At 69.3% G+C, this 26,717-nt stretch carries 26 protein-coding genes; 13 read left to right on the forward strand and 13 right to left on the reverse strand.

Annotated elements, in window-relative coordinates; translation table 11 throughout:
* Nucleotides 1–9: 9 nt before the first annotated feature.
* The 7 genes from FNH13_RS14985 to FNH13_RS19765 all read right to left on the reverse strand — a co-directional run bounded on the left by FNH13_RS14985 (nucleotide 10) and on the right by FNH13_RS19765 (nucleotide 7,067).
* Complete coding sequence (locus FNH13_RS14985) at nucleotides 10–1,662, reverse strand: ABC transporter permease (protein WP_143784162.1); 1,653 nt, start codon at nucleotides 1,660–1,662, stop codon at nucleotides 10–12.
* A complete protein-coding gene (locus tag FNH13_RS14990) occupies nucleotides 1,659–2,588 on the reverse strand; it encodes an ABC transporter ATP-binding protein (RefSeq protein ID WP_143784163.1) in 930 nt (309 codons plus the stop codon). Before FNH13_RS14990 ends, FNH13_RS14985 begins: the two co-directional genes overlap by 4 nt.
* Nucleotides 2,585–3,352: a TetR family transcriptional regulator gene (locus FNH13_RS14995; RefSeq protein WP_165700138.1), complete on the reverse strand. Its 768-nt coding sequence runs from the start codon at nucleotides 3,350–3,352 to the stop codon at nucleotides 2,585–2,587. Before FNH13_RS14995 ends, FNH13_RS14990 begins: the two co-directional genes overlap by 4 nt.
* A gap of 134 nt (nucleotides 3,353–3,486) precedes the next feature.
* A complete protein-coding gene (locus tag FNH13_RS15000; protein ID WP_143784165.1) occupies nucleotides 3,487–4,431 on the reverse strand; it encodes a homoserine kinase in 945 nt (314 codons plus the stop codon).
* Nucleotides 4,431–5,504: a threonine synthase gene (thrC, locus tag FNH13_RS15005; protein ID WP_143784166.1), complete on the reverse strand. Its 1,074-nt coding sequence runs from the start codon at nucleotides 5,502–5,504 to the stop codon at nucleotides 4,431–4,433. Before thrC ends, FNH13_RS15000 begins: the two co-directional genes overlap by 1 nt.
* Nucleotides 5,505–5,776: 272 nt before the next feature.
* Nucleotides 5,777–6,949 (reverse strand): N(5)-(carboxyethyl)ornithine synthase, encoded by a 1,173-nt coding sequence (locus tag FNH13_RS15010; RefSeq protein WP_165700139.1) that lies wholly within the window; start codon nucleotides 6,947–6,949, stop codon nucleotides 5,777–5,779.
* Nucleotides 6,933–7,067, reverse strand: coding sequence for a hypothetical protein (locus tag FNH13_RS19765; RefSeq protein ID WP_267873003.1), 135 nt, complete (start codon nucleotides 7,065–7,067; stop codon nucleotides 6,933–6,935). The genes FNH13_RS15010 and FNH13_RS19765 overlap by 17 nt, the downstream gene beginning before the upstream one ends.
* Before the next feature lie 251 nt (nucleotides 7,068–7,318).
* Here FNH13_RS19765 and FNH13_RS15015 point away from each other — a divergent pair, with 251 nt between their 5' ends.
* The gene (locus FNH13_RS15015) at nucleotides 7,319–8,458 is read left to right on the forward strand and encodes a DUF4352 domain-containing protein (protein WP_165700140.1); all 1,140 of its coding nucleotides are present in this window, start codon (nucleotides 7,319–7,321) and stop codon (nucleotides 8,456–8,458) included.
* Between the two features lie 70 nt (nucleotides 8,459–8,528).
* Nucleotides 8,529–9,602 (forward strand): DUF2330 domain-containing protein, encoded by a 1,074-nt coding sequence (locus FNH13_RS15020; RefSeq protein WP_165700141.1) that lies wholly within the window; start codon nucleotides 8,529–8,531, stop codon nucleotides 9,600–9,602.
* Nucleotides 9,603–9,635: 33 nt separating this feature from the next.
* Here the strand turns inward: FNH13_RS15020 and FNH13_RS15025 are convergent, their stop codons facing one another.
* On the reverse strand, nucleotides 9,636–10,589 hold the full coding sequence (locus FNH13_RS15025) for an NAD(P)-dependent alcohol dehydrogenase (RefSeq protein WP_143784169.1): 954 nt from the start codon (nucleotides 10,587–10,589) through the stop codon (nucleotides 9,636–9,638).
* Between the two features lie 110 nt (nucleotides 10,590–10,699).
* Here FNH13_RS15025 and FNH13_RS15030 point away from each other — a divergent pair, with 110 nt between their 5' ends.
* The 3 genes from FNH13_RS15030 (at nucleotide 10,700) to FNH13_RS15040 (ending at nucleotide 12,205) form a co-directional block, all read left to right on the forward strand.
* Nucleotides 10,700–10,975, forward strand: a complete 276-nt coding sequence (locus FNH13_RS15030) for a hypothetical protein (protein WP_143784170.1) — start codon at nucleotides 10,700–10,702, stop codon at nucleotides 10,973–10,975.
* Nucleotides 10,976–11,078: 103 nt separating this feature from the next.
* Complete coding sequence (locus FNH13_RS15035; protein ID WP_165700142.1) at nucleotides 11,079–11,780, forward strand: hypothetical protein; 702 nt, start codon at nucleotides 11,079–11,081, stop codon at nucleotides 11,778–11,780.
* Nucleotides 11,777–12,205 carry a helix-turn-helix domain-containing protein gene (locus FNH13_RS15040; protein WP_143784171.1) on the forward strand — a complete coding sequence of 143 codons (429 nt, stop codon included), beginning with the start codon at nucleotides 11,777–11,779 and terminating at the stop codon, nucleotides 12,203–12,205. Before FNH13_RS15035 ends, FNH13_RS15040 begins: the two co-directional genes overlap by 4 nt.
* Before the next feature lie 89 nt (nucleotides 12,206–12,294).
* Here the strand turns inward: FNH13_RS15040 and FNH13_RS15045 are convergent, their stop codons facing one another.
* The 3 genes from FNH13_RS15045 to rph form a co-directional block, all read right to left on the reverse strand.
* Nucleotides 12,295–12,717 (reverse strand): CBS domain-containing protein, encoded by a 423-nt coding sequence (locus tag FNH13_RS15045; RefSeq protein WP_143784172.1) that lies wholly within the window; start codon nucleotides 12,715–12,717, stop codon nucleotides 12,295–12,297.
* Between the two features lie 110 nt (nucleotides 12,718–12,827).
* On the reverse strand, nucleotides 12,828–13,466 hold the full coding sequence (rdgB, locus tag FNH13_RS15050; RefSeq protein ID WP_143784173.1) for an RdgB/HAM1 family non-canonical purine NTP pyrophosphatase: 639 nt from the start codon (nucleotides 13,464–13,466) through the stop codon (nucleotides 12,828–12,830).
* A gap of 93 nt (nucleotides 13,467–13,559) precedes the next feature.
* Nucleotides 13,560–14,369 (reverse strand): ribonuclease PH, encoded by an 810-nt coding sequence (rph, locus tag FNH13_RS15055; RefSeq protein ID WP_143784174.1) that lies wholly within the window; start codon nucleotides 14,367–14,369, stop codon nucleotides 13,560–13,562.
* Between the two features lie 80 nt (nucleotides 14,370–14,449).
* Here rph and FNH13_RS15060 point away from each other — a divergent pair, with 80 nt between their 5' ends.
* From FNH13_RS15060 to FNH13_RS15090, 7 genes are all read left to right on the forward strand, one after another.
* The gene (locus tag FNH13_RS15060) at nucleotides 14,450–15,703 is read left to right on the forward strand and encodes a glucose-1-phosphate adenylyltransferase family protein (RefSeq protein WP_202878796.1); all 1,254 of its coding nucleotides are present in this window, start codon (nucleotides 14,450–14,452) and stop codon (nucleotides 15,701–15,703) included.
* Nucleotides 15,704–15,761: 58 nt separating this feature from the next.
* Complete coding sequence (locus FNH13_RS15065) at nucleotides 15,762–17,369, forward strand: fumarylacetoacetate hydrolase family protein (RefSeq protein ID WP_143784175.1); 1,608 nt, start codon at nucleotides 15,762–15,764, stop codon at nucleotides 17,367–17,369.
* A gap of 10 nt (nucleotides 17,370–17,379) precedes the next feature.
* On the forward strand, nucleotides 17,380–18,090 hold the full coding sequence (locus tag FNH13_RS15070) for a GntR family transcriptional regulator (RefSeq protein WP_143784176.1): 711 nt from the start codon (nucleotides 17,380–17,382) through the stop codon (nucleotides 18,088–18,090).
* Nucleotides 18,087–19,610, forward strand: coding sequence for a 5-carboxymethyl-2-hydroxymuconate semialdehyde dehydrogenase (gene hpaE / locus FNH13_RS15075; RefSeq protein WP_143784177.1), 1,524 nt, complete (start codon nucleotides 18,087–18,089; stop codon nucleotides 19,608–19,610). The genes FNH13_RS15070 and hpaE overlap by 4 nt, the downstream gene beginning before the upstream one ends.
* 1 nt (nucleotide 19,611) lies before the next feature.
* Entirely contained in the window at nucleotides 19,612–20,754 is a 1,143-nt protein-coding gene (gene hpaD / locus FNH13_RS15080; RefSeq protein WP_143784178.1) for a 3,4-dihydroxyphenylacetate 2,3-dioxygenase, read from the forward strand.
* 140 nt (nucleotides 20,755–20,894) lie between these two features.
* Complete coding sequence (gene hpaH, locus FNH13_RS15085) at nucleotides 20,895–21,680, forward strand: 2-oxo-hept-4-ene-1,7-dioate hydratase (protein WP_143784179.1); 786 nt, start codon at nucleotides 20,895–20,897, stop codon at nucleotides 21,678–21,680.
* Complete coding sequence (locus FNH13_RS15090) at nucleotides 21,665–22,468, forward strand: HpcH/HpaI aldolase family protein (RefSeq protein WP_143784180.1); 804 nt, start codon at nucleotides 21,665–21,667, stop codon at nucleotides 22,466–22,468. The genes hpaH and FNH13_RS15090 overlap by 16 nt, the downstream gene beginning before the upstream one ends.
* Before the next feature lie 14 nt (nucleotides 22,469–22,482).
* On the opposite strand, the gene FNH13_RS15095 is transcribed toward FNH13_RS15090, so the two are convergent.
* Entirely contained in the window at nucleotides 22,483–24,384 is a 1,902-nt protein-coding gene (locus FNH13_RS15095; protein WP_143784181.1) for an FAD-dependent monooxygenase, read from the reverse strand.
* 85 nt (nucleotides 24,385–24,469) lie between these two features.
* Nucleotides 24,470–25,411 carry an MBL fold metallo-hydrolase gene (locus FNH13_RS15100; protein ID WP_202878797.1) on the reverse strand — a complete coding sequence of 314 codons (942 nt, stop codon included), beginning with the start codon at nucleotides 25,409–25,411 and terminating at the stop codon, nucleotides 24,470–24,472.
* Between the two features lie 114 nt (nucleotides 25,412–25,525).
* Between FNH13_RS15100 and FNH13_RS15105 the strand changes: the two genes are divergently transcribed.
* Nucleotides 25,526–26,716 (forward strand): hypothetical protein, encoded by a 1,191-nt coding sequence (locus FNH13_RS15105; protein ID WP_143784182.1) that lies wholly within the window; start codon nucleotides 25,526–25,528, stop codon nucleotides 26,714–26,716.
* Nucleotide 26,717 lies beyond the last annotated feature (1 nt).

Consider the following 26,717-nt stretch of genomic DNA (forward strand, 5'->3'; position numbering starts at 1 on the left):
TCCTGCCGGTCAGCGGGAGACGTTGATCTGCCGCGACCGGATGCCGGCCAGCCCGACCACGGCGAAGGCCACCGCGATGACCGTGATCACCAGGAAGGCCACTGGGGCAAAGGGCTCGAGGGGGATCTCCGCCAAGTGGGTGAACGGTGAGAGACCCACGAACCAGGCGGGCAGGTTCAGCAGCTCGCCGAACAACTGCGCCACGAAGACCAGCGCGACCAGAGCCCAGCCCACCGGCGCCACGAGGCGGGGGGCCCAGCCACACAGGGCGACACAGACGCCGAGCACGAGCAGGATCCCCGGGAGGTGACCCGCGTGCGAGGCCAGGATGGCACCCACGAGGGTCCCGTCGCCGGTGACTGCGGCGGCCGCGACGCCGGTGAGGAGCCCGGTGACCAGGGAGATGATGACCGCCCCGACCGCCACGGCCACGGCGTGCGTGGCCAGACTGACAGCCCGGCTCACCGGGGTGGCAAGCACCAGGTCGAGGCGGCCCCGCCCCTCCTCGGCCAGGTAGGTCTGCATCGCGAAGACCGTGTAGGCGGCGACCATCACGGCGACGAAGATCCCGAGGAAGGCGACGTAGCCGTCGACCAGGCCCTCGGTCCCGAACACCTCCCGCAAGACCGGTGGCATGTCCTCGCCGGCATCGACCAGCGCCTGGGTGAACGCCCCGTCCACGACGCCGAGCAGGACGATCCCCACGCCCCAGCCCAGGAACCCGCCACGTTGCAGCCGGGCGGCGAGTCCGAGCGGGGTGCCCAGGGACCGGGTGGCCTCGGCCGGACCCGGACGGGTGGCCATCAGGCTGGCGCCGAAGTCGCGCCGCCCCTGCAGCACGAAGGCCGCTGCCACCGCCACTGCCGTCAGTGCGAGGGACAGCAGGAGCGGCGCCCACCGGTCGTGCACGAAGGGCGCGGTCTGCGCTGGCCAGCCCAGCGGAGACACCCAGGACAGGGCGGTCCCGCCGACCGCCGCCATGTCGCCCAGTGCCCGCAGCACGAAACTGGCGCCCAGCACCGCGCCGGCCATCCCGGCGGCCGCTCGGGAGTACTCGCTGAGCTGCACGGTCACCGCGGCGACGCCGGCGAAGGCCAGCCCGGTCAGTCCGGTGCCCAGCCCGACCAGCACCGACCCGGTGGGGGCGATGCCGACGGCTATCGCCAGTCCGGCCACCACGACGGCGGCCAGGGCGTTGGCGATCAGGGCGGCGATCAGGGCGGCGGCCAGCTCGGCATACCGTCCGGTGACATTGGCCCGGACCAGCTCGGAGCGACCGGTCTGCTCCTCCGCCCGGGTGTGTCGGGTGACCAGCATGATGCTCATCAGCGCCGCCAGGACGTAGAGGTAGGGCGCATAACCGGCCGCGAAGAAGCGGTCGTAGGTGGGCGCGTCCATCCCGAAGGCGGGGCTGGTGAACATCCGGCCCACCGGTTGGTTGAACAGCGGCACGATGGTGACCAGGTCGTCCTCGGTCGGCGCGATCTGGGGCAAGGCGCTGCCGATGTAGATCACGAACAGCCCGAGCCCACCCACCCAGGCCGGGAGCTTGATCCGGTCCCGTCGCAGGTGGAACCGGACCAGTGTGCCGGTCCCCGTCACAGGACCGATGGAGCGCGCGCCGCTCCGTCCCCGCGTGGGTGCGGCATCCAGCGCCGTCATGACACACCGGCCTTCTCTGGCGACGCCGCCTCCAGCTCGTCGCCGTAGTGTCGCATGAGGAGCTGCTCGAGGGTGGGCGGATGCGCGACCAGGGCCCGGACGCCCAGCGGTGCCATCGCCCGGACCAGCTCGCTGACGCGGTCGCCGTCGACCTGGAAGCTGACCTGACCGTCCTCGCGCACCGTCAGCTCGTGCACGCCGTCGAGGCGAGCCAGCGCGTCGGCGGGGTGGTCCGTGTCGACGACCACCGTCGTGCGGGTCATGTGCCGCAGGCCTGCCAGGGAGCCGGTCTCCACGATCTTGCCCTGGCGGATGATCGAGATCCGGTCGGCGAGCACCTCGACCTGCGCCAGGATGTGGCTGGACAGCAGCACGGTGCGCCCGGCGGCCTTGGCCTCGCGGATGGTCTGTTGGAAGACGACCTCCATGAGCGGGTCGAGACCCGCGGTGGGCTCATCGAGCAGCAGCAGGTCGACGTCAGAGGTCAGCGCGGAGATCAGTGCGACCTTCTGTCGGTTGCCCTTGGAGTAGGTGCGGGCCTTCTTGGTCGGGTCCAGGTCGAAGCGCTCACACAGCTCGTCGCGACGACCGCGGTCCGCACTGCCCCGCAACCGGGCCAGCAGGTCGATCGCCTCGCCGCCGGTCAGGTTGGGCCACAGCTCGACGTCACCGGGCACGTAGGCCAGTCGGCGGTGCAGTCGCACCGCGTCCTCCCACGGGTCGCCGTCAAAGAGCCGGACCGATCCGCCGTCACCGCGCAGCAGGCCCAGCAGGACCCGTATGGCGGTCGACTTGCCCGCGCCGTTGGGCCCGAGGAAGCCGTGCACCTCGCCCTGCTCCACCTGCAGGTCCAGTCCGTCAAGCGCTCGCGTGCTGCCGAACGTCTTGACGAGGCCCTGGATGGAGATCACCGATGTCTCGCTCACGCTGACTCACCCTTCCCTCTCTGTGCTCGTGTGCTCGGGGTTTCACTGCCTGACTGCTGCTGCTCTGGGTGCTCATGGTCTGGGGCGGACCCGTGAGCGATCGACTCGGGCACCTCGAACATCTCGGCCATCTGGTCGAAGGCCCCCTCCTGCATGAGCCCCTGCGTGAAGAGCTCCAGCAGGGGACGCAGATAGGGGCCAAGGCTCTCCGGTGGCGCGTCATCGGCCAGGAAGTCAACGCCGAGCAGGCGGCGGACGTGCTCGTGCATGGCCAGTGCACCCATCGACCAGATCACCAGCACGATGGTCCGTTCACGGGGTGTGGCACTGGGCTTGACGTAGCCGGCCTCCTCGGCGTGCCGCATGTAGTCCTGAGCGTCGGCCACGAACTCGTCCACAAGATCATGGGTGCGCTCGCCGCCCTCCGTCAGCGCCCGCGCCAGGTAGCGCAGCAGGGGCTGGCTCCGCTCGAGCTGCCGCAAGGTCTGGAACGGGTCCAGCTGCGGCCCGCCGGCCAACGTCGTCTCCTTGTTGGCCTTGGTCACCGTCGCCACGTGATGGTCGCACGCCCTGAGCAGTCCCTGCTTGGAGCCGAAGTGGTGCACCACCAGCGCCTGGGAGACCCCGGCCTGCTGCGCGATCGCACGCAGGCTGGTGCCGTGCTCGCCACCCCGGCCGAAGAGGTCGATGGCCGCCTCGATGATCCGCTCCGCACCGCTACGGCTGTCGCTTTCCGTCGGTTCGGACCGCTCGGATGAGTCCACGCCGCACCTCCTGCCAATGACTGACTGACTGTTCAGTCAGGATGCCACGCTACGACTGACCATGCGGTCAGTCAAGCTGCGGGAGGCCACTGCCACGCGGGCGAGCTCAGCGCTCGACCCTCGCTGCTGGAAGGTCAGCGCTCGACCCGCACGCCCTCGGCGGCAACGCCAGGCCGCAGCACCCGCCAGGTCCTCCCCCACGAGCGCACCTCGGTGACGACGGCGTCAGCCACCTCGGCGCGGGCGAGCACCAGCACAGCCGGACCCGCACCGGAGATCACCGCGGCGTGCCCGAGTGAGCGCAGCTCATCGACCACACCCATCGACTCCGGATAGACACCACGTCGCTGCTCCTGGTGGAGCCGATCCTCGGTGGCGTCCAGCAGCAGCGAGGGGTCGGTCGTCATGGCGTGGGTCAGCAGCGCCGCCTTGGCGGCCTGCCCGATGGCGTCGGCGCGGGAGACCACCGGTGGCAGCACCCCCCGGGCGGTGCTCGTGGAGAGCCGGGTCGAGGCGGGCAGCAGCGCGAGCGGCTCGATGCCCTCGTGCACGCAGAGCTGCGCGGTGCGGACCGTGGTGGGTGAGGGCATCCACGAGACGGTCATCCCGCCATACACCGAGGCCGAGGAGTTGTCCGGGTGTCCCTCGGCGATGCCAGCGTGGGTGTTGACCAGCAACAGGTCATCCTCCGTGAGCAGCCCACCCCGGACCAGCGCAAAGCCCAGCCCGAGCCCACCCACCAGCGCTGCCGCCGACGACCCCAGACCGGCCGACATGGGGATCGTGTTGCGGCACTCCAGCTCCAACCCCAGCCGCTGCTCGCCCAAGCCCTCAAGCCAGTCGACTCCGCAGACCTCCAGCGCCGTGCGCAGCGCCCGCGCGACCAGATGGGTCTCATCGGTGGGCAGCTCGTCGGCACCCTCCCCCTCCAGCCGGACGACCAGACCGGGAGTGGAGGTGACGCGCACGGCATACGCATCGCGCAGCTCCAGCCCCAGGCCGACGGCGTCGAAGCCTGGTCCGAGATTTGCTGAGCTCGCCGGGACGCTGACCGCGACCCGGTCTCCCGCCTCCAGCATCAGTCGTCGAGACCCAGCGCTCGGGCTGCGGTGACCGCGTCGACCGACACACGGGACGGCTCGATCTCGGAGCCGTCGAGCGTGCGCAGCGCCCACTGCGGGTCCTTCAGCCCGTGCCCGGTGACGGTGCACACGACGGTCGAGTCGAGCGGGACCAGACCGGCCTGGGCCATCTTCAGCAGTCCCGCGACCGAGGCAGCCGAGGCCGGCTCGACAAAGACGCCCTCCCGCGCGGACAGCAGCCGGTGCGCGACCAGGATCTCCTCGTCACTGACCTTGTCGATGATGCCGCCGGACTCATCGCGGGCGGCCTCGGCCTGCTCCCAGCTGGCCGGGTTGCCGATCCGGATCGCCGTCGCGATGGTCTCCGGCTCGTCGATCGGGTGGCCCAGCACGATCGGGGCGGCACCGGCGGCCTGGAAGCCCCACATCGTCGGGCGGTGGGAGGCCGAGCCGTCGGCGGCATACTCGCCATAGCCCTTCCAGTAGGCGGTGATGTTGCCGGCATTGCCCACCGGGAGGCAGTGGATGTCGGGGGCGTCGCCGAGTGCGTCCACCACCTCGAAGGCGGCCGTCTTCTGCCCCTCGATGCGCGCCGGGTTGACCGAGTTGACCAGCTCGACCGGATAGGCCTCGGCCAGCTTGCGCGCCAGGGTCAGGCAGTCGTCGAAGTTGCCGTCCACCTGCAGCAGCGTCGCACCGTGCGCGATCGCCTGCGAGAGCTTGCCCATCGCGATCTTGCCGTCGGGGACCAGCACGCCGCACGTCATACCGGCCTTGGCGGCGTAGGCCGCCGCCGACGCGCTCGTGTTGCCGGTGCTCGCGCAGATCACAGCCTTGGCGCCGCGCCCGGCCGCCTCGGAGATCGCGGCCGTCATCCCGCGGTCCTTGAACGAGCCGGTGGGATTGAGCCCCTCATACTTCAGGTGCACCTGCGCGCCCACCCGCTCCGAGAGGTGCTCGGCCGGGATCAGGGGCGTCCCGCCCTCGCGCAGCGTGACGACGGTGCCCGTGATCGACGCGGGCAGTCGGTCGGCATACTCGGCGATGACGCCGCGCCACTGGTGTGCCATGGAGGACCTTTCGGGGATATGCCGTCAGCCGGGTTGGCAGAGTCTCGCCGAGGATACCGGGGGCTGGCGAGGCGCCGGCGACGAAGGTCATGGAGAAGGTGTCGTATGCCGCCTGCTCCCGCAGGAACATTTCTGCCGGATGGGAATGGCTCGCCGACAGGCGACAGGCGGCAGGCCCCTGACGAGACGGCACCATGATGCGCACCGGCATGGGCGTCATCGAGGTCACGGCAGTGGACCCGCTCGAGCAGGTCACCGACTGGACTCCCGATCTAGGTGCGCGGTCTGACCGTGTGCGGGTAGGCCGCTTCGCGGCCCTGGAACGCGAGGATGTCGGGGTTGCGGATCACGCCGTCCTGGATCTCGATGGCCCGGTCGATCGTCGTCTCGGCTGCCCACCCCTGCGGCCCAGACAGCACGGTGCGCAGGTGCGGCAGCAGCGCCTCGCTGTTGACCCACGTTGCCGACTGCCAGAGATAGGACGGTGTGTGGTCGACGGCGTAGTAGGTGATGTTGTCGCCCACGACGAACGTCGGGTCCTCGAACGAGGTCGGCCGGGCCCAGCTGAACCCCATGCCCTCATCGCACGAGACGTCGACGATAAGGCTGCCCGGCCGGAACGCGCCGAGGTCCTGCTCGTGCAGGAACGTCCACGGCGCGGCCGTGTCCTGCAGGACACAGTTGACGACGATGTCGTTGTCGGCCAGATAGGTCGACAGCGGGATCCGGCCCTCGTTCGTCACGACCCGCGTCTGCGTCGGGTCGTCGTCATCGTGGTCGAGGTGCACGATCTGCACCGAGTGGATTGGTGACGCGACGGCGGCGACCTTGCGGGCCGTGAGCACCCGGACGTCGTCGATCCCCTGCGCGCTCAGGGCTGTCACCGCACCACGGGCCGTCGCACCAAACCCGATCACGACCGCACGCAACTTGCGACCGTAGGTGCCCGTCGTGCCCGCCAGGGCGAGAGCATGCAGCACCGAGCTATAACCGGCCAGCTCGTTGTTGAGGTGGAACACGTGGAGCAGGAAACTGCCGTCGCGAGCCCAGTGGTTCATCGCCTCGAACGCGATGAGCGTCAACCGACGGTCGATCGCCTCCTGGGTCAGCACCTGGTCCTGGACACAGTGCGGCCACCCCCAGACGATCTGCCCGTCGCGCAGCTCCGCGAGGTCCTCGGCCTGCACCTTGGGCAACAGGATCACGTCGCACTCGGCGATGAGCTCGGCGCGGGTGCGGACCCCGCCGAGAGCGCCGGCCAGCGTCTCGTCCGAGACACCGAACGGCAGGCCGTAGCCCTCCTCGACAAAGATCTGGGCCGCCAGCTCCGCGGGGATCTGGTGGACGTGCTCGGGGTGGATCGGGAGACGGTGCTCGTTCTCCTTGCGGGAGTGAGCCATCACTCCGAGGGTGAGCAGCGGGCTGGGCTCAGCGCTTTTTGCCATGCAGCGCAGTCTCGATCCCGGTCGACTCGGTTTCCTTGGCCCTCTTCTCGGCCCGCTTTTCCTTGATGGAATTGCCGGACTTCTTGGACAGCGAGTTGCGTGGTGACTTGTCGGACATGTGAAGCCCCTTTATTGGGAGACCCGAAGGGTCCCGCTACCTTGACCATACGCCCTGCCTGGCAGACGAGGGTCCACGCGTGCTCTCCTGCGGGGGGTCAGTCAAGGGCGCTCACCCGTGCGATGTGCGGTGTTGGGCAGGCGCTATCAGTGCCGCCGACACCTCCCAGCGGTGGACTAGCATGCCTTCACCAAGTCAAGGTTTCCCCTGCTCACGGCAAACCTGACCCCTTGATCGAAAGAGGTGTCCCGATGCGCGCTTCGCTCCTCGCAGTCGCCGCCACTTCCGTCCTCGTGCTCTCGGCCTGTGGGTCGCAGGCCCCGGAGGTGGTGACTCCCGACGCCCGGGCCGAGGCAGCCACCGACGGGGAGACATCGGATTCCACGGCGACGGTCGAGGTGGAGGAGGTCTCTGACGAGGAGACGACCGGTGCCGAGGCTGAGGGCGACGCCCCAGAAGACGAGCCGGAGGACGAGGAGGCTCCAGAGGAGGTCTCGGGTGAGCTGGGCCTGGGGGACACTGCGCAGGTCGGTGACTACAAGGTCGCCGTGACGGAGGTGCTGCTCGATGCCAACGATGTTGTGCAGCAGGCCAACGAGTTCAACGACGACCCGGAGGGGCAGTACGTGCTGGTCTCCATGGAGGTCACCTACACCGGTGACGATGAGGGCAATCCTTGGCTCGACCTGAACGTCGAGCTCGCCGGCTCAGACGCCCGGATCTATGACTCGAGCAGCTGCTGGGCCGTCACCCCCAACTCCCTGATGGATGTCCCCACGCTCACCACCGGCGGCACGGCCGACTTCGACGTCTGCTTCGACGTGCCGGTGGAGGCACTCGAGGACCCCCGGGTCCGGGTCGAGGAGTCCTTCTCGTTCTCCGACACCCGGGTGATCTGGGACCCGTCCCGGGAGGGCACGCAGACGGAGGACCCTGAGGACGACACACCGCCCCCGGCCGCGGGAGGCGCTGATGCCCTTCCCCTCGGCACGGAGGCAGAGGTCGGTGACTACACGGTCGCGGTGAGCGACGTGCTGCTCGACGCCAACGATGTGGTGCAGCAGGCCAATGAGTTCAACGACGACCCGGAGGGGCAGTACGTGCTGGTCTCCATGGAGGTCACCTACACCGGTGACGACGAGGGTGACCCCTGGCTCGACCTGAACGTCGAGCTCGCCGGCTCAGACGCCCGGATCTATGACTCGAGCAGCTGCTGGGGCGTCACCCCCAACTCCGTGATGGATGTCCCCACGCTCACCACCGGCGGCACGGCCGACTTCGACGTCTGCTTCGATGTGCCGGTGGAGGCACTCGATGCTCCCCGGATCCGCGTGGATGACTTCCTCTCCTTCAACAGCGACAGTCGCACCGTCTGGGAGTCGCAGAAGTAGTCCACGCCCCAGGGAGCCGAGTGGCGCCCACCGGCGTCTGACCGCCATATCCTGTGCACGGGAGGCAGACATGGGGACACGAACGAGCACCTGGTGGGCACGGGCGGCAGCAGCGGGGGTGGCGGCTGCCGCGATCACGCTGTCGGCGCCGTCGGCGATGGCCTGCGCGTGCGGGGGCATGGTCTCCCCCGACGGCGGGAACGGAACGTCGGTCGACCGCGAGGTTGTGGTGCTGCACCACGACGGTGACCGGCAGACCATCCACCTGCAGCTCGGCGCACGGGGGAACGCCACCGAGGCTGGACTGCTGCTGCCGACGCCGAACCCGGCCGAGGTCGAGCTGGGCGAGGAGGAGATGTTCGACGACCTCGCCGAGATCAGCCAGCCCCGCGTCGAGGAGCGCCGCCACCTCATCGGGGACGACCTCGACAGTGCGGCCGGCGGTGCCGAGCCCCCGGGCAGCGTCGAGGGCAGCCGGGTGCAGGTCCTCAGCGTCACCGACCTGGGCCCGCTGGAGGCCACCGTCCTCACGGCTGATGACCCCGGGGCCCTCACCGACTGGCTCGACGAGCACGGTTATGTCATGAAGGACGCCCTCGCCGAGGTGATCGAGCCCTACATCGACGAGCGCTGGGCTTTCGTTGCCGTGAAACTGACTCTGGAGGGCAAGACCCTCAACGGCGACCTGCCGCCGCTGACCGTGAGCTTCGACAGCGACGAGTTCGTCTATCCGATGCGGATGTCGTCGGCCGCCGCGTGGCCACAGGACACCAGGACCTACGTCGTGGCCGAGCACAAGGTGGAGCGGACCGACGACACGGCCGCGAACGGCACCTCGGCCCGGCTCATCTTCGCCGGCGAGCCCGACCCAACCCACGTCGACTCCCCCGCCCTGCAGGCGCTGCTGGAGCGGGCGCCCTACGTCACCGCCATCGACCAGTACTTCGGCAACCCCGAGGCCAGCATCGTCTCCGACTTCCGCTTCGCCTCGGCCGCCGACAACGAGCCTTTCCAGCGGGTCACCTACGTCGACACCTACCTGATGTCCCCGCAGCAGGCCACGCTCGGCGGCGGCGGGCTGGTCGTCCTGCTCGGCGGGCTCGTGGTGCTGATCGTCCTCCGCCGCCGGTCCGCGACCAACTGAAGACCCGCGCCGATGCCATCGGAGCCACCGCCCTCACCGGGGGCAGACGACGACCTTGCCGAGTGCGCGCCCCGCACCGACGTGGGTGAGTGCTGCGGCGATGTCGTCGAGACCGAAGGTGCGGTCGATGTGGATCTGCACCGCGCCAGCGGCACACTGCTCGGCGAGCGGCTGGAAGTGCTCTGGCCCCTCCTTCACTTCGAGCACACCGATGCTGCGTCCGGACAGGGCGCCGACCAGGGCACCGACGGTGAGCACGCGCAGCAGCGTGGGGACCGAGCCGCCCACGCAGCGATAGCGACCTCGCGGGGCCAACGCCCGCCGGTAGGCGAAGACCGAGCGGTGCGCCACGAGGTCCAGCACGTGGTCGAAGGACGGGAGCCTGCTGAAGTCCTCCTGCTCGTAGTCGACCGCCTCGTCGGCGCCGAGGGAGCGCATGAAGTCCAGTTTGCGGGCGTTGTCGACACCGGTCACGTGTGCCCCGGCCTGTTTGGCGAGTTGGATGGCGAACGACCCGCTGCCACCACCTGCGCCGTTGATGAGCACTCGCTGTCCGGACTGAACACGCGTGGTGCCCTGGGTGGCGATCGCCGCCGCCTGAGGGAGCGCGGAGGCCTGGACAAAGCTCAACGCCTCGGGCTTGTGGGCCAGGGCTGACGCCGGCGCCACGGCGAACTCGGCGAAACCGCCCTTGAGCGCCAGATTGTCGCCATAGACCTCGTCGCCCACGGCGAACCCGGTGACGCCTAGACCGACCGCCGCCACCCGTCCGGCGATGTCCGAGCCGAGCGTCCGCTGCGCTGGAGTGCGCAGCCCACCGATCCGCGCATAGAGGGGCCGACCGCGCAGGCACTCCCAGTCGGACAGGTTGATCGAGGTGGCGGCCACCTCCACGACGACCTGCCCCTCCCCCGGTTCCGGCTCGGGCAGCTCCTCGACCCGCACGACGTCCGGAAGCCCGTACTCGTCATACACAGCGGCTCTCATCGTGGCTGTCTCCATCCGGTGCTCGATCGGGGGACGCTGCAGTCAGCATCGCAGGGATTCGATACCGTTCCACGCAGATCGAGGACCGCCCACGATCTGGAGGAGTGCAGATGGCGCAGACGGCAAGGGACCGCTTGACGCGATTGCTCACCGACAGCGGGGCGGCCACGTCCGACAGTGCCACCGTGCAGATCACCGCCACCGCCCTCCAGCTCGGGGTGGACGGCGTCGGAGAGGTCCGCCTGCCGGCCCGGCCAGCCGACGTCAAGAAGCTCGTCGCCGTGGCCCGACCAGCGCACTTCGGCAAGGGTGAGCAGACCCTGCACGACCCGTCGGTGCGCGACACCTGGGAGATCACCCCCGAGCAGGTCAGCCTCGGAGGTTGACCTGGCCATGGTGCGCACGCTACTCGGGGAGGGTGATCCCAGTGGTGGCGGTTAAGCTATCGTCCAGTTCCATCAGACGTATCATTTCCGATACACTTTGCCCATGGGTTCGCTGACCCCGCTTCTGGCTCAAGTGCTCGCGTCTGCTGCGCGGCTGCAGGAGGTCGTGCCCGAGGCCGTCCTGGTTGGCGGGAGCGCGGCCGCCTTCTATGCCGGGCACCGTGACTCCTTCGACCACGACCACGTGCTCACTGATCTCGAGGAGAGATACGAGCAGGTGCTCGAGGCCGTCGAGGCGACCGAGGGGTGGGCGACCAGCACTCGTGCCAGCCGTCCGCCGTGGACGATCATGGGCTCACTCGGCGGCATCGAGGCGGGCCTGCGACAGCTGCGGCGAACTCGACCGTTGGAGGTGACCGAGGTCGAGATCCCGGACGCCGGGAGGCTGCGCGTCCCGACTCTCGAGGAGATCCTGCGCGTCAAGGCCTATCTCGTGGTCCAGCGCAACCAGGTCCGCGACTATCTCGATGTGGTGGCACTGACTGAGCGGCTCGGCCTCGAGGCTGCCGGTGCCGTTCTTCAGCAGATTGACAGCTACTACCTCGACCGGTCCGAGCAGGCTGACTCCGTCCTCACGATCCTCGTGCAGCGCCTCGCCGAGCCCGCCCCCCGGGACCACCGGGTGATCAGCCAGCTGACGGCATACAAGGGCCTGAGTCAGCGGTGGCAGGACTGGACCGAGGTCGTCAGCGCTAGCCGCGCGCTCGCCGACGAGTTGTTGCGGCTGTCCGAGGGGGACCTGTGACCGTGCGATTCCGCAACGTCGACGTGCCCGCTGAGGTGCGCGACTGGCCCTACGAGGCCATCACGACGGCGATCGAGCGAGGGACCATCGGGGACTGGGCCGTGCTGACCCGCGAGATCGGCCAAGACCCGTGGGGGCCCGTGGCGCGCCAGGTCGAGGACTATCTGGAGTATGCCGAAGAGCCGGGTGTCGTCGGCCTCTTCCGGAGGCGGATCACCGCAGCACGCGCGGCAGCAGAGGAGGCTGAGCGCGCACAGGTCGCCGAGCAGGTGCGCGAGCTGGTGCGTGCCTCCGGCCTGACACTGGAGCAGTTCGCCCGGGCGATCGGCACGTCGCGGCCGCGGCTGTCGACCTATCGCACCGGCAAGGTCACCCCGTCGGCAGCGCTGCTCGTGCGCATGGCGCGCGTGTCGGCGGGTCTATGACGGGCTCCTAGCCGACGCGGAACGGCCGCCCGACCCTCGGACTGCTGGCCCTGGTCCTCAACACCTAACGCCAGGTCCGAGCCTGATCACTAGGAGCGGCGCAGGTAGCCCTCCAGATGGTCGCGCTCGGCCTCGAGTGCGACGAGCCGGGCCTTGACCACGTCGCCGATCGAGATGATGCCCTTGAGGGCGCCGTCGTCGATGACCGGGAGATGTCGGATGCGCCGTTCCGTCATGGTGGCCGCGAGCTCGTTGAGATCGTCCCGGGTCGTCACGGAGTGCACCTCCCGGGTCATGATCTCCGACAGGCCGCTGGACTGGTCCCGCCCGGCGTGCAGATGGCGGATCACGTCACGCTCGGAGACGATCCCCACGACCGCGCCGTCATCGACCACGACGACGGCGCCGATGTGGTGGTCGTCGAGAGCCTCCAAGAGCTCAGCCACAGTGGTGCTGGAGGGCAGGGTGACGACCGAGTCGCCCTTTTTGCGGAGGATGTCAGAGACGCGCATATGTGACGTTACCGCGCCCTGTGCTGCGCCACCAGTGTCCGACTCCGCTGTCCGTCCGAGGTTCAGCGTGATTTCGGCGTTCCGCCCGGACGCAATGCGTCTGCGCCCGCTCAGCCCAGGGCGCTCACGATGTCCTGGGCGAGCGCCCGGAACGCCTCTCCACGGTGGCTGATGGCGTGCTTCTCCTCCGCAGAGTGCTCCGCGAGCGTGCGCCCGTCGGGCATCACCAGCAGGGGGTCATATCCAAAGCCGTTGGTCCCGCGCAGCTCGTGGCCGAGCACACCTCGCACCCTCCCCTCGCGCACGATCGTCTCCTGCCCACGCACCGACAGCGCTGCGGCACAGACAAACCCGGCTGCGCGGTGCTCGTCGGGCACATCCCCCAACTGGGCCAGCAGGAGCTCGTTATTGGCGCGGTCCTTGTCGGCTCCCCCCACGCCGGACCAGCGAGCAGAGAACACACCCGGGCTCCCGCCGAGCACGTCGACCGCCAGTCCGGAGTCGTCAGCCAGCGCCGGCAGGCCGGTGGCGGCAGAGACCGCCTCGGCCTTGAGGGTCGCGTTCGCGGCGAAGGTCACGCCCGACTCGACGACATCCTCCACATCCGGGAAATCGGTGACCGCCACCAACTCGCGGCCGGTCTGTGCGAGCACGTCGGCCAGGATGTCGCGCAACTCCTCGACCTTGTGCGCGTTGCGGGTGGCCAGGACGATGCGGTTGTCGGTCCGCTGGCTGGATCCCTCAGTCATGAGGCCAGAGTATGTCGACCGGTCACCACCGGTGCGCTCGGTCACCTCTGGGAGCGCAACACCGTGCGCTCGGTGCGGCTGTCGACCGCACGCTCACCGGGTCGGTGGGCCCTGGTCCTCGTCGATCCCGGCCTCGCGGGCATCGACGCCCCCGATGTCGTCCCCGCCCAGGGACGCAGCCTGACGAGCCGTGAGCTCGGCACAGCCCTCGGCTGCCTGATCCAACAGAGCCTCCAGCAGCTCGCGCTCGAAGGGCACCCCCTCGGCGGTGCCCTGCACCTCGATGAAGCGCCCGTCGCCGGTCATCACGACGTTCATGTCGGTGTCGGCGCTGGAGTCCTCCACATAGTCCAGGTCCAGCACCGGCTCCCCGTTGACGACGCCGACGCTCACGGCGGCGACCGAGCCGGTGAGGGGTTCGGCGCCCTCCTTGATCAGCCCCAGGGCACGGCCCCGCTCCACGGCGTCGACCAGGGCGACATACGCCCCGGTGATCGCGGCGGTGCGGGTGCCGCCGTCGGCCTGCAGCACGTCACAGTCGAGCTGAATGGTGTTTTCCCCCAGCTCGCCGAGGTCGATCACCGCGCGCAGGCTGCGGCCGATCAACCGGGAGATCTCGTGAGTGCGTCCGCCGATCCGGCCCTTGACCGACTCGCGGTCGCTGCGGGTGTGCGTGGCGCGCGGCAGCATTGCATACTCCGCGGTCGCCCATCCCAGCCCGCTGCCCTTGCGCCAGCGCGGCACTCCCTCACTAAATGAGGCGACGCAGAGCACCCGCGTCTTGCCGAACTCGATCAGCACACTGCCCTCGGCGTGGTCCAGCCAGCCGCGGGTGATCCGGATCTCCCGGAGCTGGTCGGGTTGGCGTCCGTCGTGGCGGGGTCCGTCCGCTGCGTTCGTCATGCTCCCAGGATAGGCGCCGGAAAGCCCACCGGACTCCCGCCCCACTGGTCGGCGCTGCTCCCCGGCACTAGCATCGGCAGGTGTCCGAAACCCTGCCCGCGACCCTGCGCACCCTGGCCGTGGTGCAGGCCGGCGGGGCGGGCAGCCGGATGGAGGTGCTCACCCAGGAGCGGGCCAAGCCGGCCATGCCGGTGGCGGGCACCTATCGACTGATCGACTTCCCGCTCTCGGTGCTCGCCGCGAGCGGCATCTCGGACGTGTGGGTCAGCGTGCAGTTCCAGTCCAGCTCCTTGGACACCTATCTGGCCGGCGGCCGCCCCTGGGACCTGGACCGCTCCCGCGGGGGCTTCCGGCGGCTGACTCCGGAGGAAGGGTCGGGTTCGCCAGACGAGGAGGGCTTCAGCCGCGGCAACGCCGACGGGCTGTATCGGGTGCGGGACGACATCAGGACCTTCGGCGCGGACGTCCTGCTCGTCCTGTCCGCCGATCACCTGTTCAACCTCGACCTACGCCCGGTCATCGCCCGGCACCTCGAGCGTGGGGCCGAGTGCACCCTGCTCACCGCCGAGGTCGGGGTGCAGGAGGCCACCCACCAGGTGGTGGTGCACGCGGCGCCCGATGGGCGGGTGCGCGGCGTGGACCCCAAGCCGTCGTCGACCAGCAGCGGCACGGTCGCCTCGGAGATCTTCCTCTATGACCCGGACGTGCTGGTGAGTGAGCTGGAGCGGCTGCACCACCAGTTGCAGACGATCGACGACAGCGACGGGGACGACACGGGGCTGGGTGACTTTGCCGAGCACCTGCTGCCCGCCCTGATCGAGCGCGGCCAGGTGTATGCCGAGCCGCTACCGGGATATTGGAAGGACCTCGGCCGGCCCGAGGCTTATCTGCAGGCGCACCGCGACCTGTTGGCCGGTCGGGTGGATGTCTTCCAGCACGCCGACCGTCCCATCCGGTCAGGGGCCACCGACGCCCCGGCGGCCTGGTTCGGGGAGGCGGCAGTGGTCCGCGACGCCATGGTCTCCCCCGGCGCCAGGGTGCGCGGCCAGGTCCACCGCTCGGTTCTCGGACCCGACGTCGAGGTCCAGGCCGGGGCCGTCATCGAGGACAGCGTGCTGTTCGGTGAGACGCTCGTCGAGGCTGGGGCCGTGGTGCGCACGGCGATCATCGACACCGGAGTGCGGATCGGGCGGGACGCGGTCGTGGGTGCCGCCCCCACCGGCACGCGGCTGACCGACGAGGCCATCACCCTCGTCGGCAAGGACTCCCAGGTCAGCCGGGGTGCGACCCTGAGCGCCGGCGCCCGGCTCGACCCCGGAGCCACGGCCGACTAGGTTGCCAGCACTCCTCAAATAATATACGATTTGGGCGTCGCCCAGGGCAAGGAGGCTCATGAGCACCTCAGCAGATCCCCGGTTCGCCGGACTCCCCACTCGGCCAGGCAAGATCATCGCGGTGCACCTGAGTTATGCCTCACGTGCCGACCAGCGCGGGCGTCGACCCGCAGCGCCCTCCTACTTCTTCAAGCCCTCCAGTTCTGTGGCTCCCTCCGGCGCCGCGATCGTCCGGCCGGTGGGCACCGAGCTTCTCGCGTTCGAGGGCGAGATCGCGCTGGTAATCGGCACCCCCGCCCGACGGGTCGGACTGGACGAGGCCTGGACCCACGTCGAGTGGGTGACCGCGTCCAACGACTTTGGCCTCTATGACCTGCGCGCCAACGACAAGGGCTCCAACGTGCGGTCCAAGGGTGGGGACGGTTACACCCCCATCGGTGCCCAGCTGATCAACGCCCGCGAGGTCGATCCCACCGACCTGCGGCTGCGCACCTGGGTCAACGGCTCGCTCGTCCAGGACGACAACACCTCCAGACTGATCTTCCCGCTGGCCCAGCTCGTGGCCGACCTGTCACAGCACTTCACCCTCGAGACCGGCGACGTGATCCTGGCCGGCACCCCAGCTGGCTCCTCCGTGGTGGCACCGGGCGACCTCGTCGAGGTCGAGGTCGATGCCCCGACGGGGCAGAGCTCTGGACGCCTGCAAACTTCGGTGGCCGCGGCACAGGGCGGCGGCTACGACGAGGCCCTGGGCTCCCTGCCCGCGGTGGACGACGACCAGCGCATCGCCGCCTGGGGTTCGGCAGAAGCAGCTGGCCTCGCGGACGACTCAGGCCAGAGCACAAGTGCTCACGCGTCCGTGCTCACCCCGGATCTGCGCGCCAAACTCGAGCAGTGCCCGGTCGCCACCATGTCCCAGCTGCTGCGCGGGCGCGGACTCAACAACGTCTCGATCGACGGCCCCAGGCCGCTGCCCGGCTCCGGCAAGATCATCGGCACAGCCAAGACCCTGCGCTTCGTGCCCAACCGCGAAGACCTGTTCACGAGTCACGGCGGTGGCTACAACGCCCAGAAGCGGGTATTCGACGCGGTCGGCGAGGGCGAAGTCATCGTCATCGAGGCCCGGGGAGAGACCGGCGCCGGGACACTCGGGGACGTCCTGGCCATCCGGGCCAGGGCCAACGGCGCGGCCGGGATCATCACCGACGGTGCCGTGCGCGACTACGACGCCGTGGCCGCGGTCGGCATCCCTGTCTACGGCGCACGCCCCCACCCGGCCGTGCTCGGCCGCCGACACGTCCCCTGGGACCACGACCTCACGATCAGCTGTGGCGGCGCCACGGTCCAGCCCGGTGACATCATCGTGGCCGACACCGACGGTGCCATCGTGATCCCGCCGACCATCGTCGAGGAGATCGTCGACGCAGCCCTGGCCAAGGAGCGGGAGGACGCCTGGGTCGCGGAGCGGATCGCCGAGGGTGAGCGCCTCGATGGTCTCTTCCCGATGAACAAGGAGTGGCGCGAGCGCTACGAGACCGAGCAGGCCAACACCGAGCAGGCCAACACCGAGCAGGCCAACACCGAGCAGGCCAACACCGAGCAGCGGGACACCAAGCAGGCCAACAACGAGAAGCCCAACACCGAACAGCCCGGCAGCCCGAGCTGAGGCCACGACGATGACGCCCGACACCGAGTCGCTCAGCAAGTCGCAGCGCGCCCTGGCCTGGATCCGCGAACGGATCCTGGCACACGAGTTCGCTCCCGGTTACCGGCTCGTGCTGGGATCGATCGCCGAGCAACTCGAGATGTCCGTGGTGCCGGTGCGGGAGGCCATCCGCCAGCTCGAGGCAGAGGGCCTGGTGACCTTCGAGCGCAATGTGGGCGCGCGCGTGGCGATGATCGAGCCGTCGGAATATGGCGACACGATGCAGACCCTCGGCCTCCTTGAGGCAGCCGCCACAGCATTGTCGGCCGGGACGACCACGCCGGAGGACCTCACCAGGGCACGCCAGATCAACGACCAGCTGACCGAGGAGCTCGCGGTCCGCGACCCGCACGAGTTCACTGCGCTCAACCGCCAGCTGCACGCCATCCTGATCCACCGGTGCCCCAACCCGCGACTGCTCGAGCTCGTCGAGGCGGAGTGGGCCAAGCTGAGCTATCTGCGGGACTCAACCTTTAGCTTTGTCCCCCAGCGGGCCACCGACTCGGCCCTGGAGCACGAGGAGATCATCCAGCTGATCGAGACCTCGGCCCCTGCCGTCCAGATCGAGGACGCCGCCCGCCGTCACCGGATGGGCACCCTGCACGCCTATCTGTCCATCGAGCACCCTGAGACCAGCCCAGAACTGTTTGACGCCCTGACGCACACTGGAGATTCCCGATGACCGACCTGAGCCCCGTGACCGAGCACCGCGCACCCGCCGACCTGCCAGAACGGATCCAGCACTACATCGACGGGCAGTTCGTCGACTCCGTCGACGGCACCACCTTCGACGTCCTCGACCCGGTCACCAACCAGACCTACGTCCAGGCCGCCGCCGGCAAGAAGGCAGACATCGACCTCGCGGTCGAGGCGGCCCAGCGCGCCTTCCGCGAGGGGCCGTGGCCCCGCATGCTGCCGCGCGAGCGCTCCCGCATCCTGCACCGGATCGCCGACCTCGTCGAGTCCCAGGACCAGCGCCTGGCACAGCTGGAGTCCTACGACTCCGGCCTGCCGATCTCCCAGGCTCTCGGGCAGGCCCGGCGCGCAGCCGAGAACTTCCGGTTCTTCGCCGACCTGATCGTCGCCCAGTCCGATGACACCTACAAGGTGCCCGGTCGGCAGATCAACTACGTCAACCGCAAACCGATCGGGGTGGCCGGGCTGATCACCCCCTGGAACACCCCCTTCATGCTCGAGTCCTGGAAGCTCGGCCCCGCCCTGGCCACCGGCAACACCGTGGTGCTCAAGCCGGCGGAGTTCACCCCGCTGTCGGCCTCGCTGTGGGCCGGCATCTTCGAGGAGGCCGGACTGCCTCAGGGCGTCTTCAACCTGGTCAACGGCTTCGGGGAGGACGCCGGCGACGCCCTGGTCAAGCACCCCGACGTGCCGCTGATCTCGTTCACCGGTGAGTCCAGCACCGGCGCGCTCATCTTCGCCAACGCGGCTCCCTTCCTCAAGGGTCTGTCGATGGAGCTGGGCGGCAAGAGCCCGGCCATCGTCTTCGCCGACGCCGACCTCGACGCGGCCGTCGACGCCACGATCTTCGGCGTCTTCTCCCTCAACGGCGAGCGTTGCACCGCTGGCTCCCGGATCCTGGTCGAGCGCTCCGTCTATGACGAATTCGTCGAGAAGTATGCCGCGCAGGCCGCCCGGGTGCGGGTCGGCTATCCCCACGAGGAGACCACCGAGGTCGGAGCCCTGGTCCACCCCGAGCACTTCGACAAGGTGATGAGCTATATCGAGATCGGCAAGACCGAGGGGCGTCTGGTCGCCGGCGGCGGCCGCCCCGAGGGTTTCGAGTCCGGCAACTTCGTCTCCCCCACGGTCTTCGCCGACGTCGCCGCCGACGCCCGCATCTTCCAGGAGGAGATCTTCGGTCCCGTGGTGGCGATCACCCCGTTCGACACCGACGAGGAGGCCCTCGAGCTCGCCAACGGCGTCAAGTACGGCCTCGCCGCCTACCTGTGGACCAACGACCTCAAGCGGGCCCACAACTTCTCCCAGGCCATCGAGGCGGGCATGGTGTGGCTCAACTCCAACAACGTGCGTGACCTGCGCACCCCGTTCGGCGGCGTCAAGGCCTCTGGCCTGGGGCACGAGGGCGGTTACCGCTCCATCGACTTCTACACCGACCAGCAGGCCGTGCACATCACGCTCGGCACAGTGCACAACCCCACCTTCGGCAAGCAGGAAGGACGCTGACATGACCACCCCCGCACAGCCGGAGCCCAGCCCCGCGCGCCCGGCCAACGCGATCCCGACCCCGACCGCACCCCCGCCGGACATCCTGCGGTGCGCCTCGATGGAGCTCGTGGTCACCGACCTCGCGGCCTCCCGGGCGTTCTACCACGACGTGCTCGGTCTGGTGATCACCGAGGAGGACGAGCAGACGGTCTATCTGCGCTCCTTCGAGGAGTTCATCCACCACAACCTGGTCCTGCGCCAGGGACCGGTGGCTGCGGTGGCCGCGTTCTCCTACCGGGTGCGCAGCCCCGAGGACCTGGACCGGGCGGTGGCCTTCTACACCGAGCTCGGCTGCCGGGTGGAGCGTCGCCCCGAGGGCTTCAGCAAGGGCTATGGGGACTCGGTGCGGGTGGAGGACCCGCTCGGCTTCCCCTACGAGTTCTTCTACGACGTCAAGCACGTGGAGCGGCTGGCCTGGCGCTACGACCTGCACATCCCAGGAGCCTTGGTCCGCCTGGACCACTTCAACCAGGTCACCCCGGACGTGCCGCGCGCGATCGGCTATGTCGAGGACCTCGGCTTCCGGGTGACCGAGGACATCCGCGACGCCGAGGGCACGGTGTATGCCGCGTGGATGCGTCGCAAGCCGACGGTCCACGACACCGCGATGACCGGCGGCGACGGGCCCCGGATGCACCACGTGGCCTTCGCCACCCACGAGAAGCACAACATCATCGCGATCTGCGACAAGCTCGGTGCGCTGCGGCTGTCCAACCACATCGAGCGCGGCCCGGGACGCCACGGCGTCTCCAACGCCTTCTACCTCTATCTGCGCGACCCGGACGGGCACCGGGTCGAGATCTACACGCAGGACTACTACACCGGTGATCCGGACAACCCGCTGGTCAGCTGGGACGTGCACGACAACCAGCGCCGCGACTGGTGGGGCAACCCGGTGGTGCCCTCGTGGTACACCGAGGCCTCCCTCGTCCTGGACCTCGACGGCAACCCCCAGCCGCTGACCTCGCGCACCGACGACTCCGAGCTGGAGGTCACGATCGGCGCCGACGGCTTCTCCTACACCCGCGAGGGTCACGAGGGCAAGGACCACGACATGCCCAGCTGGAAGCAGGGCGAGTACAAGCTCGGCCACCAGCTCTGACCAACCTGGGCACGCTTATCGGGTCAGTGCGACGGCTATTTCCGTGCCCCCACCACCAGAAGCGTGCCCAGCCGGGATCGACGCACCACCAGAAGCGTGCCCAGCCGGGATCGACGCACCACCAGAGGAGAAGGACCGCGATGTTGTCACCAGAGCAGATCGCTGCGATCGCCGACGAGCTGGCCCAGGCCGAGCGGGACTGCACCATGGTCCCGCGGCTGACGGCACGTCACCCGGAGATGACGATCGAGGACTCGTATGCCGTGCAGGCGCAGTGGCGTCGTCGTGGCGAGTCCGCGGGGCGCCGGCTCGTCGGCCGCAAGATCGGCCTGACCAGCAAGGTCATGCAGGCCGCGACCGGCATCAGCGAGCCGGACTATGGCGCGATCTTTGACGACATGGTCTTTGAGAACGGCTCGGTGATCGAGCACCAGCAGTTCTCCAACGTGCGGATCGAGGTCGAGCTGGCCTTCGTGCTCTCCGACGACCTCGCCGGGGCGGACGTGAGCGTCTTCGACGTGCTGCGCGCCACGGAGTATGTCGTGCCCGCCCTGGAGATCCTCTCCTCCCGGATCGAGATGGAGGGGCGCACCATCGTCGACACGATCAGCGACAACGCGGCGATGGGCGGGATGGTCTATGGCGGCAACCCGGTCCGCCCGCACGACGTGGACCTGCGCTGGGTCTCGGCGCTGCTCTATCGCAACGAGACGATCGAGGAGACCGGAGTGGCCGCCGCGGTGCTCAACCACCCCGCCACCGGGGTGGCCTGGCTGGCCCGCAAACTCGCCTCCCACGACGACCAGCTACACGCCGGTGACATCGTGCTGGCCGGGTCCTTCACCCGGCCGATGTGGGTCGAGCCCGGCGACTCCATCCTGGCGGACTTCAACGATCTGGGGACGATCTCATGCCGGTTCGTGTGATGACGCTGCGCGAGCACCTGCACCGCGCCACCGACCGGCCGTTGGCGGGGATGTGGGTCTGCTCCGGCTCCCCGCTCGTCGCGGAGATCTGCGCCGGGGCCGGGCTGGACTGGGTGCTGGTCGACATGGAGCACTCCCCCAACGGCCTGGAGTCGGTGCTGACCCAGCTCCAGGCGATCGCGGCCTATCCCGTGACGTCGGTGGTGCGGGTCCCGACCAACGACCCGGTGGTCATCAAGCAGGTGCTGGACCTGGGCGCGCAGACCCTGCTGGTGCCGATGGTCTCCTCCGTCGAGGAGGCCCGGGCCGCGGTCGAGGCGATGCGCTATCCGCCCCGTGGACGCCGTGGTGTCGGCTCGGCCCTGGCCCGGTCGGCACGCTGGAACCGGGTCGACGGTTATCTGCAGGACGCCGACGAGCACGTGTCCCTGGTCGTGCAGATCGAGACGATGGCGGGGGTGGAGGCCGCCGAGCAGATCGCCGGCGTCGACGGGGTGGACGCGGTGTTCGTCGGCCCGTCTGACCTGTCCGCCAGCATGGGACTGCTGGGTCAGCAGGCCCACCCGGACGTGGTCGCCGCCGTGCTGCGCACCTTCGAGGCCGTCCGTGGCGCGGGCAAGCACGTCGGGGTCAACGCCTTCGACCCGCAGGTCGCCCAGGACTATCTCGACGCCGGGGCCCGGTTCATCCTCGTGGGGGCGGACGTGGCGCTGCTGGCGCGCGGTTCAGAGGCCCTCGCCCAGCGCTGGGTGCCTGCCGGTGGACAGCTCGAGCGGGACTCCTACTAGGACTTCCCGACCGCTCAGCGCTGGGCGAGCATGTGCTGGGCGAAGAAGGCGCTGAGCTCGTCGGTGGCCGTCAGCGGCAGGACGTGCGCGACATACTGGTCCGGGCGCACCACGACGACGGCGCCGTCGCGCGAGATCCCCCGCTCCTCGAAGATGTCCGACGCGGGGAGGGCGGCAAAGACCTTCTCCCAGTCGGTCAGCCCGAGCGGTCCGGTCTGCGGACGGAACGTGCCCGGCACCCGGGCGAGCTCGACCTGCTCGAAGCCCTGCTGATAGACCACCTTGACGTCAAAGACGGCGTCCATGTCAGCACCGGCGGGGGTATGCCGCAGCACGGGTGACTGCGGCGAGGTCGCCAGCCACTGTGCCCAGTCGGTCAGGGCCGAGGCTTCTCCGGCAGCGCGCGCGTCGGCGAAGGCATAGATGCGCCAGCGACCGTCAGCGCTCGCGTGGTGACCCAGGTGCAGGGTGTTGCCGTCGCCGGCCAGCACGACCTGGGCCGACTTGAAGCGCTTGCCGATCGGGAATCCCTCGGCCAGGCCCTGGTGCTCGTCGGTGCCGACGATCATCGAGGGGGCATACTGCGTCATGAAGCCGGAGGGGAACTCGGCGGTGCCGAGGTAATAGGTCGCCAGCTCGGTGGGGTCCTCGATCTCCTCGGGCTTGCGGGCCATCAGGGACGACCACTCCCGGTCGAAGTCGATGAGTTGCTGGGCCACCGGCCGGCGCTCCGCGGTGTAGGTGCTCAGCAGCGACGCATCACTCAGCCCCGAGAGCACGGCGCCGAGCTTCCAGCCGATGTTGAAGCCGTCCTGCATGGAGACGTTCATCCCCTGGCCTGCCTTGGCGCTGTGCGTGTGGCAGGCGTCGCCGGTGAGGAAGACCCGCGGGGCGCGGTGCTCGCCGACCGGCACGTCGTCGAACCGGTCGGTGACCCGGTGCCCCACCTCATAGACGCTGTGCCAGCCCACCTCCTTGACGTCGATGGAGTAGGGGTGCAGGATCTCGTTGGCCTTGGTGACCACCGCCTCCAGCGGGGTCTGGCGCACCCGGTGGTTGTCGTCCTCGGGGACTGCGCCGAGGTCGATATACATCCGAGCCAGGTAGCCGCCCTCGCGGGGAATGTGCAGGATGTTGCCCGCCTCGGCGTTGATCGCGCACTTGATCCGCCAGTCCGGGAAGTCGGTGTTGACCAGCACGTCCATCACGCCCCAGGCGTGCTTGGCGATGTCGCCGACGTGGGCGCAGCCGATCGAGTCGCGCACCCTGCTGCGCGCACCATCGCACCCCACGACATACTTGGCGGCGATGACACGCTCCTCGCCGGTGACGGCGGCGTCGCTGCCCGCCGCGTCGTCCGCGGTCCGACGCAAGGTGACCTGGACGGGGTGCTCGCCCTCGGTGACCTGCAGGTCGACGAACTCCCAGCCGTAGTCCGGCGTGATCCGGCCGGGGGCCCGCACGGCTGCCTGGGCGAAGTAGTCCAGGACCCGGGCCTGGTTGACGATCAGATGCGGGAACTCGCCGATGTCCTGGGCATAGTCCGCGGTCCGCGCGGTGCGGATGATGTCCTGCGGGTTGTCGGGGTCCGGGCCCCAGAAGTTCATCCAGCCGATGTTGTAGGCCTCGGCGATGATCTCCTCCGCGAAGCCGAACGCCTGGAAGGTCTCCACGCTGCGCGGCTGGATGCCGTCGGCCTGCCCGTGCGTCAGCCGCCCGGAGCGGCGCTCGATCACCCGCGTGGTGAGGTGGGGGAAGTGCGACATCTGGGCCGCGAGCAACATGCCGGCCGGTCCGCTGCCCACGACGAGCACGTCGACCTCGGCGGGGAGCTCGACGGGCCGGTCGATGCCGGTGCCGGCTGCGGGCAGGACCCGCGGGTCGCCGGAGACATAGCCATGGTGGTGGAACTGCATCGTGATCGGGTCCTCCCTCGGACATCGTCGTCGAGGTCTGCGTCGGTGAACGGACGTGGTTCACCTTATCTTCGACCGGACTCGATCAAATACGATGTGGCAGCAATGCGCGAGCCCGCTGCGCGTAGGCCCGCAGCAGCAAGGGCACCACGGTCCGGGGGCCCATGCCGCTGGCGATGATGAAGTCGTCGTGCACGTGCAGACCGGGCTTGGCGGCCGACCGGGCGGCATCACGGACCGCGCGCAGTTGGTCCATGCTCATCTGCAGGGGCGGCTCGTCGGGCTGATAGGTCGCGCCCATCGGGTAGTCCCGCCTGGGGGTGCGGGACATCTCGATGTGGGCACCCATCACGTGGCTGACCGGGCGCGCCTCGGCGAACTGCACCAGGTGCTCCACGCTGGTCCCGAACCGCGCCCTGTCGGCGGCATAGAGCCGCCCCGGATAGACCGTGTCCCCGGTGAGCAGGAAGCCGGTCCAGGGGTCGAAGACCGCCACGGAGGTGGGGTGATGACCCGGGGTGCCGGTCAGCTCGAGCACCCGCCCGCCCAGGTCGAGGGTGACGACCTGGGTCGGCCACTCGGTGAAACCGAAGAACGCCTGGACCTCCTCCAGTTCCGTGCCGACCACCGTGGTGTGCGGTCGGTCGGTGAACTGCTCGTCCCCAGCGATGTGGTCCCCGTGCGAGTGGCTGTGCGCAACCATCAGTTCGTAGTCGTCCTGGGGGTGGTCGGCCAGCCAGGCGGCGATCAGCGCGTCGACGGTGTCGCGCAACGGGAAGTCGGCCGGCTCCTGCGTGGCGCCGGTGTCCAGCAGCAGAGCGCGCTCGTTGCCAAAGAGCAGGAACAGGAAGGGCGCCTCAAAGCTGACGCTCATGCTCTGTCGCAGGATGATGGTGTGCTCGTCGCAGTGGTGCACCTGCAGCGGCGGATCTGCGTTGGGCTGCTTCGACCGTGAGCCGTGGATCCACTCCACGGCCAGGTCCGGGGTGATCGGTCCCTGACTGAAGTCCGGCACGGCGTCACTCACTCTCCGGCGGTGTATGAGTCAGTATGCGGGCCGCGCAAACCGCAGCGCAAGGGACTTTCTTGCCCTCGACGCGAGCCACCGCGAGCGCGACATACGGCTGCTACTGTCCGCCGCATGATCGTGAGTGTCAGGCGTTTTCTGCTGGTGCTGGTCCTGGGCGCTGCCTCGCTGACGGCCTGCGGTGGGGGCGACCCGGACAGTTCACCGGGTCCAGAGGCCCGCCGCTCCGACCCCGTCGGGACCGCCACCGAGGCAGTGGCCGATCACGAGGCCACCACGGCGACGGCCGCGCCCGAGCCGCCCGAGGACGAGTCGGCCGCCGAGGATGAGGTCGCAGCAACCACCGAGGCGCAGCCCACCGCACAGACGGACTGGGAGAACACGACCTACCGGATGCGGGCCTACTCCGGCTCTGACCTGGAGGACCTGAGCTTCACTGATGGGGTGGCAGAGACGACCGTCATCGTGGACGTGAAAGTCGATCCCACCAACCCCCACCGGGTGGCGATGGTGTCGACGAGCTCGGACAGCGAGGGCTTCCCGCTCTTTGTCAACGCGGGCATCTTCACGCTGGACCACGGGTCAGGAGTCGCCGTGGCCGAAGCGGAAGTCTCCTCGATGACCGGCTTCGCCCTCCAGGTGCACGTGTGCACGACCGGCACAACCTGGGACGGGGGCGACGAGCTGAGCCTGGAGTTTGGGTCCTGCAATGTCGGTGAGGCGGGAAGCCTACTGTGGACCCGGGACGGTGAGACCCTGCAGCTCCACGAGGGCGAGGAGGCGGCGAGCAACGGCTCCGGTGACGCGGCCGGCTCCGGCAACGCGCTGGACGTGTCCTCCTACGACGAGGTGCACTTCACGTCCCCCAGCGGTTCTATCGACTGCACGATGAACGGCGCCAACGGAGGCTGGGCGGCGTGCTACTTCCCGCCGGAGATGGACACCAGCCAGGTGCCCGACGACCACTGCGAGCACACCTCACTCCTGGCCGTCGGCGCGGGCGCGGAGACAGGGTGGATCTGCACGGGCGGCGCCTTCGTGTTTCCCGAGGTCTCGACGTCGTACACATCCTGGTTTGAGGACACCGGGTGGGAGCCCGCCGTGTCGGAGTTGGGTGGACAGGAGCGCGCGACGGCCGCCGTTCCCTACGGGACGACGCTCGCGCTGGACGCCGTGCGCTGCCGCAGCGCGGAGGACGGCATGCACTGCAGCCGGACCGACTCGGGCGCAGGATTCTCGGTGTCCCGGGCTGGTGTGCAGTTCACGGGTCCGCGGACGGACACCTTCACCGAGCTCTGGGACTGAG

The organism is Ornithinimicrobium ciconiae (assembly GCF_007197575.1).
Classification (GTDB): domain Bacteria; phylum Actinomycetota; class Actinomycetes; order Actinomycetales; family Dermatophilaceae; genus Ornithinicoccus; species Ornithinicoccus ciconiae.

Bases quoted from the DNA above. Each gene is read 5' to 3' on its own strand.
- FNH13_RS14985 (WP_143784162.1), bottom strand. From the start codon at position 1,662: ATGACGGCGCTGGATGCCGCACCCACGCGGGGACGGAGCGGCGCGCGC.
- FNH13_RS15000 (WP_143784165.1), bottom strand. From the start codon at position 4,431: ATGCTGGAGGCGGGAGACCGGGTCGCGGTCAGCGTCCCGGCGAGCTCA.
- thrC (WP_143784166.1), bottom strand. From the start codon at position 5,504: ATGGCACACCAGTGGCGCGGCGTCATCGCCGAGTATGCCGACCGACTG.
- FNH13_RS15010 (WP_165700139.1), bottom strand. From the start codon at position 6,949: ATGGCAAAAAGCGCTGAGCCCAGCCCGCTGCTCACCCTCGGAGTGATG.
- FNH13_RS19765 (WP_267873003.1), bottom strand. From the start codon at position 7,067: ATGTCCGACAAGTCACCACGCAACTCGCTGTCCAAGAAGTCCGGCAAT.
- FNH13_RS15015 (WP_165700140.1), top strand. From the start codon at position 7,319: ATGCGCGCTTCGCTCCTCGCAGTCGCCGCCACTTCCGTCCTCGTGCTC.
- FNH13_RS15020 (WP_165700141.1), top strand. From the start codon at position 8,529: ATGGGGACACGAACGAGCACCTGGTGGGCACGGGCGGCAGCAGCGGGG.
- FNH13_RS15025 (WP_143784169.1), bottom strand. From the start codon at position 10,589: ATGAGAGCCGCTGTGTATGACGAGTACGGGCTTCCGGACGTCGTGCGG.
- FNH13_RS15030 (WP_143784170.1), top strand. From the start codon at position 10,700: ATGGCGCAGACGGCAAGGGACCGCTTGACGCGATTGCTCACCGACAGC.
- FNH13_RS15035 (WP_165700142.1), top strand. From the start codon at position 11,079: ATGGGTTCGCTGACCCCGCTTCTGGCTCAAGTGCTCGCGTCTGCTGCG.
- FNH13_RS15045 (WP_143784172.1), bottom strand. From the start codon at position 12,717: ATGCGCGTCTCTGACATCCTCCGCAAAAAGGGCGACTCGGTCGTCACC.
- rdgB (WP_143784173.1), bottom strand. From the start codon at position 13,466: ATGACTGAGGGATCCAGCCAGCGGACCGACAACCGCATCGTCCTGGCC.
- rph (WP_143784174.1), bottom strand. From the start codon at position 14,369: ATGACGAACGCAGCGGACGGACCCCGCCACGACGGACGCCAACCCGAC.
- FNH13_RS15065 (WP_143784175.1), top strand. From the start codon at position 15,762: ATGAGCACCTCAGCAGATCCCCGGTTCGCCGGACTCCCCACTCGGCCA.
- FNH13_RS15070 (WP_143784176.1), top strand. From the start codon at position 17,380: ATGACGCCCGACACCGAGTCGCTCAGCAAGTCGCAGCGCGCCCTGGCC.
- hpaE (WP_143784177.1), top strand. From the start codon at position 18,087: ATGACCGACCTGAGCCCCGTGACCGAGCACCGCGCACCCGCCGACCTG.
- hpaD (WP_143784178.1), top strand. From the start codon at position 19,612: ATGACCACCCCCGCACAGCCGGAGCCCAGCCCCGCGCGCCCGGCCAAC.
- hpaH (WP_143784179.1), top strand. From the start codon at position 20,895: ATGTTGTCACCAGAGCAGATCGCTGCGATCGCCGACGAGCTGGCCCAG.
- FNH13_RS15090 (WP_143784180.1), top strand. From the start codon at position 21,665: ATGCCGGTTCGTGTGATGACGCTGCGCGAGCACCTGCACCGCGCCACC.
- FNH13_RS15095 (WP_143784181.1), bottom strand. From the start codon at position 24,384: ATGCAGTTCCACCACCATGGCTATGTCTCCGGCGACCCGCGGGTCCTG.
- FNH13_RS15105 (WP_143784182.1), top strand. From the start codon at position 25,526: ATGATCGTGAGTGTCAGGCGTTTTCTGCTGGTGCTGGTCCTGGGCGCT.